Genomic DNA, 15,232 nt, shown 5'->3' with positions numbered 1-15,232 from the left:
ATCATTACTTTGAAGGGTTGTTGTCCTTTGATTTATTCTCAGCCGGAGTAGTCTGCTTCGTTTCGGAAACAACCTGCTTGTTCAGAGAATCACTCGTCTGCTCTTCCTCCTTTTTAGGAACGGCAGCCTGGGCACGTACTTTCATACCCGGAGTCAGCTTGTGGAAACCTTCAGTCACAATTTGTTCTCCGGCAACCAGACCACGCTCAACCACCCAATTGTTGCCAAATTCAGGTCCCAACTCAATGAAACGCTTTTCAACCGTAGAGTCCCGGCGCATCACAAAAATATATGCACCACCTTTCTCAATGGTAACTGCCTTTTGAGGAACGGCGACAGCACCCTCACGTACATCCAGCAACAGCTTCACCTTTGTAAACTGCCCCGGCAACAACACTCTGTCAGGATTCGGCATTTCTGCACGTACGGAGAATGTTCCCGTCTGCGGGTCCACCTGAGGTTCGGCAAAGTCCACATACCCCTTATAAGGATAAATAGTATTATCCGCCAAAGTAATCGTAATGTTCGGCTGCCAGGAACGTGTAGAGTCCTGACGCCCTATATCGATATTCCGTTCCTTGCTTTTCAGGTAATCCAATGCCGTCATGCTGAAATCTACCAGAACCGTATCACTTTTCACAACCGTAGCCAGCAAGGACTTGCCTCCCGGTCCGACCAATGTTCCCAAATCCACATTTCTTTCACTGATATGTCCCGATAGCGGAGAACGGACCAACGTATATCCCAATTCCAATTCAGCCTGGTCCAAATCGGCCTGGCTCATCGCTACTGAGGCTTCTGCAGTCTCGTAAGCAGCCTGGGCATTGTCCAAATCCAGCTGGCTGGCAGCGTTCTGCGCATAGAGGGGGCGGATACGCTCCAAATCGCGCTTTGCCTTCAATGCCTGCGCTTCATCCTTCTTTAACTGTGCACGAGCTTTGTCAGCCTTTGCCCTATACTGGTCCTGGTTTATCACAAAAAGTACCTGGTTCTTGGTGACATATGTTCCTTCTGCGAAAAGCATATTCTCCAAATACCCTTCCACACGCGCACGTACCTCTACAAACTGCTGAGCGCGAATACGTCCCACGTACTCGCCATATATCTCCACATCTCCTTTTTCCGCAGATTCCACAATCACGGTAGGAGCTTCCGATTCCACCTTCTTAGGCCAAGTCAGAATAACGTAACCTGCCAACAATACCGCCATGCAAGCAACCATCATCAGCAACCTCTTCTTCTTTAGTTTCAATTCTTTTTTCGTAAAAAACTGTCTCATGCTTGTTTGTATATTAAATTTAACCCTGTTTCTTTCTATTAAAGCAAATCCGATGCCAATCTATCACCATCTCATCCATTACGTCTAACAAACTATATATCAAGCAGAAAAGCAGACGGCAGTTCTTTATTCATGGTGGCATCCTCCATTTTTCCCTGTGGAATGTGTCCACAGTTTGTGGAATAATTCCACAAAACAACTAAATTAAAAACACATAAAAACCCTTTTTTGCTCTACACTAACAAAGAAAAACATTATCTTTACCGAAAATAATTCAGATTATTCATTTTAAACGTAAAGATTATGGCAAGTAGAAAAGAACTAAAGAAGAATATAAACTATATTGCAGGTGAATTGTTCACAGAGTGTCTTGTAAACAGCTTATATGTGCCTGGAACAGACAAACAAAAAGCCGATGAACTGATGGCTGAAATTCTGAAAATGCAAGATGAATTCATAAGCCGCATCAGCCACACCGAGCCAGGAAATGTAAAAGGTTTCTACAAAAAACTTCGTGCTGACTTCAATGCAAAAGTAGACGAAATTATTGACGCAATGGGCAAACTGAAATTAAGATGAAGAAAGCCTTTTATAGCTTCATTTATTATCGCCTGCTGGGCTGGAAGACAAACGTGACGGTGCCCGACTACGACAAATGTGTAATTTGTGCGGCACCCCATACTTCCAATTGGGACTTATTTATCGGTAAATTGTTTTATGGTGCCATCGGCCGCAAGACCAGTTTCATGATGAAAAAGGAATGGTTCTTTTTTCCTCTGGGACTGATATTCAAAGCCGTTGGCGGCATTCCGGTGAACCGGGGACGTAAATCTTCCTTAGTGGACCAAATGACCGAAAAGTTTGCAAACAGCAAGCATTTCCACCTGGCTATTACACCGGAAGGAACCCGTAAAGCCAATCCCAACTGGAAGAAAGGTTTTTATTACATAGCACTTAAAGCACAAGTGCCCATCATGCTTATCGGGATTGATTATCCTTCCAAGACCATCTCCTCTACCAAGGCTGTCATGCCTACCGGAGACATCGAAAAGGATATGCGCGAGATAAAACTGTACTTCAAGAACTTTAAAGGAAAAAATCCCGAAAATTTTGATTTAGGAAATATCTAATCAGGTATTAAGCATTAATGCCATGCGAATAAGCATCTTGCAAACAGACATTGTCTGGGAAAATAAACAAGAAAATCTCCGTCGTCTCCGCGAGAAGTTAGAAACTCTTCGTGGAACAACGGAGATTGTTGTTTTACCGGAAACATTCTCCACCGGCTTTAGTATGAACACCGCCAGCTTGGCCGAACCCACAACGGGAGAAACCATCGCAACACTGCGCCAATGGTCCGAAGAGTACCGGCTTGCTCTTGCCGGCAGCTATATTGCCTGCGAAACAGCCTCGGAAGGCGGAAAGCCATCCTACTACAACCGCGCATTCTTCCTTACGCCCGAAGGCAATGCTTACTATTACGACAAACGCCACCTCTTCCGGATGGGGCACGAGACAGAACATTTCACCCCCGGCAACCGGCGTCCCATCATCCGATATCGCGGCTGGAACATACTGCTGCTTGTATGCTATGACCTTCGTTTCCCGGTCTGGAGCCGCAATACGAGCAATGAATACGACCTCCTGATTTACGTCGCCAACTGGCCCATTCCCCGCCGGAAAGTCTGGGACATCCTGCTGCAAGCGCGCGCGCTGGAAAACATCAGTTATGTCTGCGGTGTCAACCGTATCGGCAAGGACGGCAGAGACATTCCACACAGCGGAGGCAGTGTGGTCTACTCTCCGAAGGGGGAAGTGCTTGCCACTGTGCCCAACAACGAAGAGGCGATTGCCACCGCCTCCCTCAACCTTTCCTCCCTGCAGGAGTTCAGGCTAAAGTTTCCCGCTTGGAAAGATGCGGACGAGTTCGTTATTTCTTCAAATAATAGTTCACAGTAGTCACTACACGTACGCTTTTTATATAAGGAGTATAGGCATCGCGGTCACTTATGGAGAACTGCCCTTGCGAGGCATTGCGGATTTTCCCCAGTTCACTGTCCGAATCCTTGGCAAACTTCTCGGCTGCAGCACGAGCGTTCTTCGTGGCCTCCTCTATCATTCTGGGCTTCACTTCGTTGAGACCGGTGAATTCATAAGACACATTATATTTATAATCCCCTCCCGTGATGGCAATACCCTGCTTCAAGAGTTCAGCCTGCCCCGACATGAGCTTACGCACCCTATCCACATTCTTGGAAGTGACAGTGATGACAGACGTGGCATTATAACGATAGGCCACGTTGCGGTCAACGTAACGTTCGGCCTGCATATCAATCACTTCGGGCGGTGCAATACTGATTTCCTCCTTCTCAATACCGTTGTTTTCAAGGAAACTCACGACGGCAGCGTTTTTCTTCTCCATATTGGCATAAAGCAGTGCAGGGTCATTACCTATGTCTTTGTAGACAAGAGGCCAGACTACCTTGTCGGCAGGCACTTCCATTTCGGCCAGCCCTTTCACACTGACCACACGGTCCTTATTCACAAAATTGTTGATACCGCCTTTTACCATGATTCCCAACAAAAGCAGCCCCACGGCTATGATGGCTGCTTCTACTTTCCAGCTTTTCATACATTGATATTTTAGAGTTTATAAACACACACAAATATAACAAACCCAAACGACAAAAAGTGCGATGAATGGTCTATTTTTATATGATTATCCTCACTTATACCCCAAACGAACGAGACATTATACAAAATGCACCAAATCCTCTTTTTTAGAGTATTTAATAAAAATACCCAAAAGAAGGAGTACATCTTCTCCAAAAAGTACCTATTTTTGTCCTTCGAAACAATGTCAAAGCGACAACATGATTAATTTAATAATTCTAACCCCTAAATCCTATGTTGACCCAACGTAAAATCCATACTCACGGTGGCGGTTGGCCGTGACTTTATGGAATGACCGAAGACACTTTCCGTACAACCGTCAAAACCCATATGAGATATGGGACGACCAGTATTTCTTAATTAATCTTCAGCAATATGCGGATGAACATTGTTTTTCGTATATTTGTTGATTGAAAGAACAGTTCAATACTTAATCATTTATTAATAATAAATTTTATGAAAACCAATCTAAGCTCTCAAATCACTCTCAACAGAGTCTCCCCCAGGTACTATAGACCTGAGAATGCATTTGAACGGTCGGTATTGACCCGACTGGAAAAAATCCCGACAGATATTTATGAGTCTGCGGAAGAAGGCGCCAACCAGATTGCCCTTGACATTGCACAGTTAATCCGTGACAAGCAAAAGGCGGGACGTTTCTGTGTCTTGGCACTGGCAGGCGGTAACTCTCCGCGCAATGTATATGCAGACTTGGTACGTATGCACCAGGAAGAGGGATTAAGTTTCCGCAACGTAGTCATATTCAACCTCTACGAATATTATCCATTAGCTCCCAATGCCATCAACAGCAACTTCAACGCATTGAAGGAAATGCTGATAGACCATGTGGACATTGACAAACAGAATGTTTTCACCCCCGACAGCACCATCGCCAAAGACGCCATCTTTGAATATTGCCGTCTTTACGAGCAGCGCATTGAAAGTTTCGGTGGCTTAGACATCGCTTTGCTGGGCATTGGCCGTGTAGGTAATATAGGTTTCAATGAACCGGGTTCACGCCTGAACTCTACCACTCGTCTGATATTGCTGGACAACGACTCCCGCAATGAAGCTTCCAAGATGTTCGGTAGCATTGAAAATACCCCCATCAGCTCCATCACCATGGGAGTAGCCACCATCCTCTCGGCAAAGAAAATATATCTGCTGGCATGGGGTGAGGAGAAAGCGCAAAAGGTGAAAGAATGCGTTGAAGGTCCGGTAACAGATACTATCCCTGCATCTTATCTGCAGACTCACAACAATGCACATGTAGCTATCGACTTGTCTGCCGCCGCCAATTTGACGCGTATCCAACGCCCCTGGCTGGTAACCTCCTGCGAATGGAACGACAAGCTCATCCGCAGTGCCATCGTCTGGTTGTGCCAACTCACCGGAAAACCCATTCTGAAACTGACCAACAAGGACTACAACGAAAACGGTCTGAGCGAACTGCTGGCATTGTTCGGCTCAGCCTATAACGTGAACATTAAGATATTCAATGACCTGCAACATACCATCACCGGATGGCCGGGCGGCAAGCCGAATGCTGACGACACCTATCGTCCTGAGCGTGCAAAGCCCTATCCAAAACGTGTGGTCGTATTTTCTCCGCATCCCGATGATGACGTTATCTCCATGGGAGGCACCATCCGTCGTCTGGTAGAGCAGAAACATGACGTGCATGTGGCTTACGAAACTTCCGGTAACATTGCCGTAGGCGATGAAGAAGTTATCCGCTTCCTGCACTTCATCAACGGGTTCAACCAAATCTTCAACAACAGCGAAGACCAGGTCATCAATGACAAATATACTGAAATCCGTAAATACTTGAAGGAGAAGAAAGACGGTGACATGGATACACGCGACATCTTGACCATTAAGGGACTGATTCGCCGTGGCGAGGCACGCACTGCATGTACATACAATAATATCCCTCTGGATCACTGTCATTTCCTTGACCTGCCATTCTACGAAACGGGCAAGATACAGAAGAATCCTATCAGCGAAGCAGACGTGGAAATTGTACGCAACCTATTGCGTGAAGTGAAACCCCATCAGATTTTCGTTGCCGGCGACCTGGCCGACCCGCACGGCACACACCGTGTTTGTACGGACGCCGTATTTGCCGCCATTGACTTGGAAAAAGAAGAAGGTGCCAAATGGTTGAAGGAATGCCGCATCTGGATGTACCGCGGTGCATGGGCCGAATGGGAAATCGAAAACATCGAGATGGCTGTGCCCATCAGCCCGGAAGAACTGCGTGCCAAGCGTAACTCTATCCTGAAGCATCAATCGCAGATGGAAAGTGCACCGTTCCTGGGCAATGACGAACGTCTGTTCTGGCAACGCAGCGAGGACCGTAACCGCGGAACAGCTGCCTTGTATGACAGCCTCGGACTTGCTTCCTATGAGGCGATGGAAGCCTTTGTGGAATACATTCCGCTATAAACGGATAAAATATTAACAATAGGATGAGATGTATTGCTCCGGCAATGCATCTCATTTTTTCATGTCTCAGCCTTCTTATATTCCCAAGGAATATTTGCAGATATAAAAACAATCAAATAATTTTGTTACTTATTTATCGAAACGACAAAACTTAAAAACAAACACCATTATGAAAAAGTATGCTATCAACATCCTTGTCATTTTATTCCTACTCACGCCATTTACATTGTTTGCAAATGGATGCCATGCCAATAACGACACCATCAAAGTATTGGCAATAGGCAACAGCTTTTCACAAGATGCAGTAGAGCAATATTTGCACGAACTGGGAGAAGCTGAAGGTATCACCATGATTATCGGCAATATGTTTATCGGAGGATGTTCACTGGAACGGCACGTGCAAAACATACGCAACAACGCTCCGGCCTATGCCTATCGCAAAGTAGAGAAAGACGGGGAAAAAACAGAAACCCGGTCAATGACTATTGAGAAAGCACTGGCCGATGAGAAATGGGACTATATCAGTGTTCAGCAGGCCAGCCCTTTGTCTGGTATCTATGACAGCTACAAAGCTTCCCTACCTGAATTGGTTAACTATATCAGGGAACGAATTGGAAAGGAAACCGTATTAATGGTGCACCAGACATGGGCTTATGCTACCAATGCCAACCACACCGGATTCAAAAACTATGACCAGAACCAAATGAAAATGTACACCAGCATTGTGGATGCAGTAAAGAAAGCCGCCAACCTGGTGGGTATCAAGAAAATTATCCCTTCGGGAACCGCCATACAAAATGCACGTACCTCCTTTATCGGCGACCATATGAATAGGGACGGATACCACCTTGACTTAACCATAGGCAGATATACAGCTGCCTGCACATGGTTTGAGGCATTGACCCATCAGAATGTAACAGAAAACCCATATTCTCCCGAAGGAATGGACCCAATCCATAAGAAAGCAGCTCAAATGGCTGCGCACAACGCCATCCTCTATCCGGACAAAGTTACGGAACTGACAGAACTGAAAAAGATTGCCGATTAATGCTTTTTAATTCTTAAGACTTACTTATATGTCTGCAAAATAATAAAAAGAAAGTAACCCGCTCATCAGTGAAGCTTTCTTTTATGTACTTTTGCACGCACCACCGTCTGGTAAAAGCAGATATTGGCAACTTCAATATTTCATCAGTATGAAAAAACTTATCCTAACCGGCATATGGCTCTTGTGTGGATTCCTCCTTCCGGCACAAGAACTAGAGCAGAATGTGGAAGAACGCCTCCAGACATTCTTTAGGGAATACACCACCCATACGGCCAACATCGGTACCTGCAAGCTGGATAGTTTCCGCATTGACTTCCGGAAGAAGAAATTGCTTGTCTATACAAACGAGCGCTTTGCCTACCAGCCTCTACGGCCTGAAACCGTTGATGCCATTTACCGCCATCTGGGACAAATCCTGCCAGGACCGGTGAACTATTTCGACCTCACCGTCTTTGCTGACGGGAAGAGCATCGAAGAGCTTATCCCCAACCTCTACCGGAAAGGGAAGAAAGACAAGGCACGTCTGTTCAGCCACCTGGAATACAAAGGTACCCCCTGGGTAACCCGTACCTCGCGCCCCTACGACATCACCCGCGGACTGGAAGGACGCCACATCGCCCTTTGGCAAAGCCACGGGAAATATTATATCAATGACAAGGACAAATGGGGATGGCAACGCCCGAGGCTGTTCTGCACTACAGAAGACCAGTTCACCCAATCCTTCATCCTGCCCTACCTCCTGCCCATGCTAGAGAATGCAGGAGCCAATGTATTCACTCCCCGCGAAAGGGACACGCAGAAGCAGGAAGTCATCGTAGACAATGACGGTAGCCTGAGCGGACATGGAGGACAAGGTTCCCTTTATCTGGACGTGAAAAGCCGGAAAGCACGTTGGGAACAGACCTCCCGACCCGGATTTGCCCAACGGAAACGAATCTATCAGGACAATGAAAACCCTTTCCTCTCCGGCACGGCACGCTTTGCCAAAACTGAAAAGAAGAAAGACAAGGCTTTTGCCGAATGGGTACCCGATATTCCGGAAACGGGAGAATATGCTGTATACGTATCTTACCAAACACTGCCGGGCAGCGTAAGCGATGCCAAATATCTTGTATTTCACAATGGAGGCGTCACGGAGTTCAAGGTGAACCAGCAAATAGGAGGCGGCACATGGGTGTACCTCGGCACATTCACTTTCGACAAAGGCCGGAATGACTATGGCATGGTGGTATTGAGCAACGAAAGCAAAGAGAAAGGCGTGGTCTGTGCCGATGCCGTCCGCTTTGGAGGAGGCATGGGCAACATTGCCCGCGGAGGACAAACCAGCGGCTTGCCCAGATACCTGGAAGGCGCACGCTACTTTGCCCAATGGGCAGGCATGCCCTATCCCGTCTATGGAGGCTATGAGGGAAAGAATGATATGAACGACGACATCAACGTACGTTCCCGTACAGTGAATTACCTTGCAGGAAAATCACTATCCAACCCAACGGAAGAAGGTTTGGGCATCCCCTTTGAAATGAGTATGGCCCTGCATAGCGATGCCGGTTTCAGTAAGGAAGATGAGATTATAGGCACTCTCGGCATTTATACCACCAACTTCAACAACGGCCGACTGCATGCCGGTACAGACCGCCATGCCTCCCGTGACCTTTCGGACATTCTGCTAACGCAGTTGCAGCGTGATATCCGCTCTACCTTCAACGTAGACTGGACACGCCGCAGCCTATGGAACCGCAACTACAGTGAAACACGCCTGCCCGCCGTCCCTTCCACCATCGTAGAACTGTTGTCGCACCAGAACTTCGCAGATATGCGCTTGGGACATGACCCTAACTTCAAGTTCACCGTCGGGCGTGCGCTCTATAAAGCCATTCTGCAATACATATGCAGCCAGCACGGCAGAGACTACGTTGTCCAACCCCTTCCCGTCAGCCACTTTGCCATCCGCTTCGGTCAAAAGAAGAATACTTTAGAGCTTTCCTGGCAAGGAGAGGAAGACCCGTTGGAGCCGACTGCCAAACCACGTGAATACATTGTATATACACGTATCGGTCGTGGAGGATTTGACAATGGCGTACGCGTCAGCTCCTCATCCCACACCGTAAAAATAGAACCGGGCATCGTCTATTCCTTTAAAGTAACCGCCGTAAACCGGGGTGGCGAAAGCTTCCCTTCGGAAATTCTTGCCGCCTACAAGGCAAAGCGTGAAAAAGGACAGATACTTATCGTCAACGGATTCGACCGCATCAGCGGGCCTGCCGTTATAGACACCCCCGATGCGGCAGGCTTCGACTTGTCACAAGATCCCGGCGTACCCTATCTCTATGACATCTCCCTCTGCGGCGCCCAGCAGAATTTTAGCCGGAAGGAAGCAGGACGACGTCTGGGAGAGAGCAGTGACGAATACGAAGGCATGAAAATCATCGGAAACACTTTCGATTACCCCTTCGTACATGGCAAAGCCATCCAGGCAGCCGGAAATTACAGCTTCGTCTCATGCAGCGACGAGGCTGTGGAAAAGGGCATCCTCTCATTAGAGGATTATCCGATAGTGGACTATATCCTCGGACTTGAGAAAGAAGACAATTCCAGCAATCCGGCACGCAATACCTACTACAAAACATTCTCCTCGCCCATGCAGCGCATACTGACTTCCTATTGCCAGTCGGGAGGTCATCTCCTGGTCAGCGGTGCCTATGTAGGCAGCGATATGGACAGCTCGCAGGGCAATAAAGAATTTATTCAGAATATCTTGAAGTACCGGCATGGCAACTCTCTGAAAACAGACGGGGACAAAATCGCTGTCCGGGGACTGGGGCATACCTTCACCCTTCCCCGCCTGCCGAATGAGCAAAGCTATCCGGTCACTTCCCCTGATTGCATCCTGCCCATGTCTCCCGCTTTTCCAGTCATGACCTATGCCATCGGCAACACACCCGCCGCCGTAGCCTATCAAGGCAGTGATTATCGCACTTTTGTCATGGGATTCCCTTTTGAAAGCATCCGGGAAGAAACATCCAGAAATGTAATTATGGCATCCATACTCCGCTTTCTCACCACAGATTACACAGATTAACACAGACAAAATAGCAATCCCTATAAATAATCTGTGAAAATCTGTGTAATCTGTAGTGAAAAAACTATCTTTGCTTCCATTAATCATTAAACATTAACCACTAAACATTAAACATCATGTACACTATACAAGCCAACCCCAGCGGAACCCGTAGTTTAGAAGTTTCTGAAGAGAATCTTGCCACCATCGAGAAATACGGCCTCTTCCGCCATCTCATCGACAGCAACGGTATTGTGGACGAAACCGTGCTCGACAAGTTGAAACTGAACATCCGCTCCCTCATCGCCTCGCAAGAGGAAGACAGCAAAGACCTGCTCGACCTCTGTATCGACGTTATCTATCACAACAACATGAAGGCCTTCGGACTACAACAGCTCATCAAGCTCTATCTGCAATGGCTTTCCCAACAAGACACCATAGAAGAAGAATAAATGAAAACCATCGACACCTGCGGACAACAGCATTACAGCCCTTTAATCCCTGCCATCAAAGCCATGTGCGAGGCCGGAAAAGGCGAGAAGCTGGAAATCATCATGGACGACGCTGCTGCCTTCAATGACATGAAAGAGTATCTTTCCGAGCAGCAGATAGGCTTCCGTGAGATTTACGACGGAGAACGGATGACATTACAGTTTTTAATGTGCAAATGAAAGAATATCGCCTTACAGACTGGCTTCCTACTACCAAGAAAGAAGTGGAACTGCGTGGTTGGGACGAATTGGATGTAATACTTTTCAGCGGTGACGCCTACGTGGATCACCCTTCTTTTGGAGCCGCCGTCATAGGCCGCATCCTCGAAGCAGAAGGATTGCGCGTAGCCATCATCCCCCAACCCAACTGGCGCGACGACTTGCGCGACTTCAAAAAACTGGGACGTCCCCGTCTGTTCTTCGGCATCAGTCCCGGCTGTATGGATTCGATGGTCAACAAATATACTGCCAACAAACGCTTGCGCAGTGATGACGCCTATACCCCGGATGCACGTCCGGATATGCGTCCGGAGTACCCTTCCATTGTATATACCCAGATATTAAAGAAGCTATTCCCCGATGTCCCCGTCGTACTGGGCGGCATCGAGGCAAGCATGCGCCGCCTGACGCACTATGACTATTGGCAGGACCGTGTACGCCCCAGCATCCTCCTCGACAGCGGAGCCGACTCACTCATCTACGGTATGGGAGAGAAACCGGTGGTGGAACTTGCGGAAAGGCTGAAACGCCAACAGACACAGATGGACGCCCCAAGCTTCAAAAAGCTCATCGCCGATATTCCCCAAATGGTTTACCTTGACAAGGAAGTAGTGGTACAAGAAGGGGATATCACCCTCTTTTCCCATGAAGAATGTCTGAAAGATAAAAAGAAAGAAGCTGCCAACTTCCGTCATATCGAGGAGGAAAGCAACAAATATACAGCATCCCGCATCTTGCAAAAGAGCGGCAAGCTGACGGTAGTAGTCAATCCTCCCTATCCCCCTTTGACGGAAGCTGAACTCGACCGTTCTTTCGACTTGCCATACACGCGCCTGCCCCATCCCAAATACAAGGGAAAACGTATTCCGGCATACGACATGATAAAGTTCTCCGTCAACCTGCATCGCGGATGTTTCGGAGGATGTGCCTTCTGCACCATCTCCGCACACCAGGGCAAATTCATCGTAAGCCGCAGCAAGGAGAGCATTCTGAAAGAGGTGAAAGCCATCACGGAGCTGCCAGACTTCAAGGGTTATTTGAGCGATTTGGGAGGCCCGTCGGCCAATATGTACCGCATGAAGGGACGGGATGAGGCCGTCTGCAGGAAATGCAAACGCCCGTCGTGCATCTACCCCAAGGTATGCCCCAACCTGAATACGGACCACCGTCCGCTGCTCGACATCTATCATGCCGTAGATGCCCTGCCCGGCATCAAGAAGTCCTTCATTGGCAGCGGTGTACGCTATGACCTGCTGCTGCACCAGAGCAAGGACCCGAACACTAACAAAAGTACGCAGGAATATACCCGCGAGCTCATTGCCCGCCATGTCAGCGGTCGCCTGAAGGTAGCACCGGAGCATACGTCAGACCGCGTGCTCAACATCATGCGCAAGCCTCCGTTCAGCCAGTTCGGTGAGTTCAAGAAGATATTCGACAGGATTAACCATGAAGAAGGACTACGCCAGCAGCTTATTCCTTATTTCATCAGCAGCCATCCCGGATGCAAGGAGGAAGATATGGCAGAACTTGCCGTCATCACCAAGCGACTGGACTTCCATCTGGAACAAGTGCAAGACTTTACCCCTACTCCCATGACCGTTGCCACCGAAGCATGGTACACGGGCTTCCATCCTTATACGCTGGAACCGGTATTCAGTGCCAAAACGCAGCGCGAGAAACTGGCTCAACGCCAATTCTTCTTCTGGTACAAACCCGAAGAGCGCAGGAACATCATAAACGAACTGCGCCGGATAGGACGGACGGATTTGATAGACAAGCTATACGGGAAACGATAAAAATACGATATTTCCAAGAAACTCACAGCAACTGCATGAAACGATTCCTCCTCCTCTGCCTATCCCTACTCCCCATTGGAGCGACAGGTCTGCTGGCACAAAGCGAATGCCTGCCGCAAAATTACAGTATCATCTTCGGTGGCGGTGTATCCTTACCTCATGTAGAGGGAAACCGTAACGACTTCTTCAGCAAGAATGGCAACCGGGTGGGATATGACCTGATGACAGAAGGCCGCTACTACATCACGCCCCTATTTGCCGCAGGACTTCAATATGACTATCTACGCATGGCACGCCTGCCGGATAAGGCACATCTGCACTGCATACGCCCCAACATCACATACCGGCCCTTGTGGAGCAACGGGAATCAAGGACTGTTCCTCTCGTTCGGCATCGGGTATATGAACTATCAGGAACGGACATATAAACGCGGTGAACGGAACGGACACCTTTTCCATAAAGGATATTGTGGAATAACTTTCGCAGCAGGCTATGAGTTCCGCATCAGCCGTAAACTCTCGGGCATGATTCGCTGTGATTTCCTGACAGCAGACTGGTTTGCCAACCCCGATGCACGACTTTATAACACAGACGGGTATGATGACGGAGTGAACCATAGCTGGTTCAAGAACAACATCACTTTCTTCAATTTGGGATTCGCGTTACAATTCGGAAAATAATAACAAAAATAGAAAAATTCAAAGGAATCTCTAACTCCATAAAACTATTCATTAATGACATAGATTGGGAGTTTATGCTTTTTCAAATGACAACTATGGCAAAGAGTCTCTAAATCCTTATCATCATACTCCCACGGTTCAATTATCTGTCCATTCTTTTTTCTATATACTTTATGATGGACATCCAATGATTGTTTAAAGTCTAATGAGTATAAAGGAAAAATAATGGAATATTGATTATAAGCAAGTATCCCTTGGCCAAGGTATGAACCGGGATAATACCAAGCAAAGCAACGATAAAGGAAACATCTATTACCAGTATCACTCAATTCATTAAATTGCAATGTTACGATATTATCACTTTTTAATTTATAATCTTTCCCACCATAATAAACTGGAATTTTTACAACATACAGCTGATTCACAAATTCTCCCAAAGACTCTATTTCTTTAGTTGATATTAATACACGTTTTTCAAGAGGAGCAAAAGGACATGGAATGTTTTTCTTCATTTCATAAAGAAACAAGCCATAATCATCTAAGGAACTACGTTTTTCTTTTGTTATCAACTCATGTTCTTCGTGTACAGTTAATCCAGTTCTATCATTAAATATATTTTCTCTTTGCTGAAAAACATTTTTAATTATTCCAAAGTTTTTTAATTCTATTTCGCCTAAATATCTCTCCAAGTCATCTATTCCATCCAATTCAATTAGAACTTGATTCTGACAATTTACACAACGATAGTTATCCCTTCTTTTAATCTCCTCACATTTTTTCTTCCACTCCACAGCATTCAATTTATCCTTATAGACTTCATTTGTACCAGATGTGATGACAGAGCAAGATAATTCTTGAATTAAATAACGAATAGCCTCCAAAAGAGAAGATAACTCACCGTGGACAATACCGAATATTTCTTCTGCATCAATATTAAAATAATGATGGGCTATAATATCCCGGACTCCCATTACATTACTCCAAGGTATCCGAGGATAATTGATTAAGACCTTTTTCTCTGTTACTTTATCAAAGCCTTTCAAGCTCTCCCCTATTGCAATGAGTAACATACAAACCGCATCCAACTTTTCCATGCCAGCAGGAGACAAAAGAAAGTCATCCACACTATGGATATTCACAGTTCTTTCCTGCAAACGTATAATCGCCTGCTCAATCTGCTTCAGAATACCCAAAGCTACTTCTCTTTTATAGGGAGATAAGGATTCCATCTTTTTCTATCTGTCGTCTGAGAAAATCATTCATATTTTTATGGAAGCGAACAACATCTACCGGACAGCCAAATTGTTCCTCTAAAAACTTCTTTAGTTCTACATGCAAAAACAAATTAGGCTTCATATCTACACAAACATCCACATCGCTATCCTCTTTTTGTTCATTACGGGCTACAGAACCAAAGATACGCAAAGAAGTAACCCCAAAATATGAACGTAGCACGTCACTACATTTCCTTATTATTTCGATATATTCATTTAAGGATCTCATACGACATTTTTTGGTTTATACAAAGTAAAAAAGAATA

14 protein-coding genes are annotated in these 15,232 nt (G+C 46.5%); 10 read left to right on the top strand and 4 right to left on the bottom strand.

The window, feature by feature from the left end:
* Positions 1 to 4 precede the first annotated feature (4 nt).
* Positions 5 to 1,279 carry an efflux RND transporter periplasmic adaptor subunit gene (locus DW039_RS05610; RefSeq protein ID WP_120381787.1) on the bottom strand — a complete coding sequence of 425 codons (1,275 nt, stop codon included), beginning with the start codon at positions 1,277 to 1,279 and terminating at the stop codon, positions 5 to 7.
* Positions 1,280 to 1,582: 303 nt separating this feature from the next.
* Between DW039_RS05610 and DW039_RS05605 the strand changes: the two genes are divergently transcribed.
* Genes DW039_RS05605 through DW039_RS05595 form a run of 3 tightly spaced genes read left to right on the top strand, consistent with a single transcriptional unit; the run spans position 1,583 to position 3,238 of the window.
* Complete coding sequence (locus DW039_RS05605; RefSeq protein ID WP_120381786.1) at positions 1,583 to 1,858, top strand: hypothetical protein; 276 nt, start codon at positions 1,583 to 1,585, stop codon at positions 1,856 to 1,858.
* A complete protein-coding gene (locus DW039_RS05600) occupies positions 1,855 to 2,409 on the top strand; it encodes a 1-acyl-sn-glycerol-3-phosphate acyltransferase (RefSeq protein ID WP_005826663.1) in 555 nt (184 codons plus the stop codon). Before DW039_RS05605 ends, DW039_RS05600 begins: the two co-directional genes overlap by 4 nt.
* A 22-nt stretch (positions 2,410 to 2,431) precedes the next feature.
* Positions 2,432 to 3,238, top strand: a complete 807-nt coding sequence (locus DW039_RS05595) for an amidohydrolase (protein WP_117887548.1) — start codon at positions 2,432 to 2,434, stop codon at positions 3,236 to 3,238.
* On the opposite strand, the gene DW039_RS05590 is transcribed toward DW039_RS05595, so the two are convergent.
* Complete coding sequence (locus DW039_RS05590; RefSeq protein WP_005826670.1) at positions 3,210 to 3,911, bottom strand: SIMPL domain-containing protein; 702 nt, start codon at positions 3,909 to 3,911, stop codon at positions 3,210 to 3,212. The genes DW039_RS05595 and DW039_RS05590 overlap by 29 nt on opposite strands.
* Before the next feature lie 497 nt (positions 3,912 to 4,408).
* On the opposite strand from DW039_RS05590, the gene DW039_RS05585 reads away from it, so the two are divergent.
* From DW039_RS05585 to DW039_RS05555, 7 genes are all read left to right on the top strand, one after another.
* On the top strand, positions 4,409 to 6,400 hold the full coding sequence (locus tag DW039_RS05585) for a glucosamine-6-phosphate deaminase (protein ID WP_005826674.1): 1,992 nt from the start codon (positions 4,409 to 4,411) through the stop codon (positions 6,398 to 6,400).
* Positions 6,401 to 6,569: 169 nt separating this feature from the next.
* Positions 6,570 to 7,448, top strand: a complete 879-nt coding sequence (locus tag DW039_RS05580) for a DUF4886 domain-containing protein (protein ID WP_005836017.1) — start codon at positions 6,570 to 6,572, stop codon at positions 7,446 to 7,448.
* Positions 7,449 to 7,596: 148 nt separating this feature from the next.
* Positions 7,597 to 10,527, top strand: coding sequence for a xanthan lyase (locus DW039_RS05575; RefSeq protein ID WP_120381785.1), 2,931 nt, complete (start codon positions 7,597 to 7,599; stop codon positions 10,525 to 10,527).
* Between the two features lie 116 nt (positions 10,528 to 10,643).
* Positions 10,644 to 10,958, top strand: coding sequence for a hypothetical protein (locus DW039_RS05570; protein WP_009036810.1), 315 nt, complete (start codon positions 10,644 to 10,646; stop codon positions 10,956 to 10,958).
* Entirely contained in the window at positions 10,959 to 11,177 is a 219-nt protein-coding gene (locus DW039_RS05565) for a sulfurtransferase TusA family protein (protein WP_005826683.1), read from the top strand. It begins immediately after the preceding gene.
* Positions 11,174 to 13,012 (top strand): YgiQ family radical SAM protein, encoded by a 1,839-nt coding sequence (locus DW039_RS05560; RefSeq protein WP_005826685.1) that lies wholly within the window; start codon positions 11,174 to 11,176, stop codon positions 13,010 to 13,012. Before DW039_RS05565 ends, DW039_RS05560 begins: the two co-directional genes overlap by 4 nt.
* A 35-nt stretch (positions 13,013 to 13,047) precedes the next feature.
* Complete coding sequence (locus DW039_RS05555; RefSeq protein WP_044468383.1) at positions 13,048 to 13,692, top strand: hypothetical protein; 645 nt, start codon at positions 13,048 to 13,050, stop codon at positions 13,690 to 13,692.
* A gap of 44 nt (positions 13,693 to 13,736) precedes the next feature.
* On the opposite strand, the gene DW039_RS21230 is transcribed toward DW039_RS05555, so the two are convergent.
* Both DW039_RS21230 and DW039_RS05545 read right to left on the bottom strand, forming a co-directional pair.
* Positions 13,737 to 14,921: a HepT-like ribonuclease domain-containing protein gene (locus DW039_RS21230; protein WP_119958020.1), complete on the bottom strand. Its 1,185-nt coding sequence runs from the start codon at positions 14,919 to 14,921 to the stop codon at positions 13,737 to 13,739.
* Positions 14,899 to 15,195 carry a nucleotidyltransferase family protein gene (locus DW039_RS05545; protein WP_044467457.1) on the bottom strand — a complete coding sequence of 99 codons (297 nt, stop codon included), beginning with the start codon at positions 15,193 to 15,195 and terminating at the stop codon, positions 14,899 to 14,901. Before DW039_RS05545 ends, DW039_RS21230 begins: the two co-directional genes overlap by 23 nt.
* Between the last annotated feature and the right edge of the window lie 37 nt (positions 15,196 to 15,232).

The sequence above is a fragment of the Bacteroides sp. AF39-16AC genome, from assembly GCF_003602735.1.
Classification (GTDB): Bacteria; Bacteroidota; Bacteroidia; order Bacteroidales; family Bacteroidaceae; genus Bacteroides; species Bacteroides uniformis.
The sequence above is the reverse complement of the archived record's forward strand: the minus strand, read 5'-3'. Positions and strand labels throughout refer to the sequence as shown.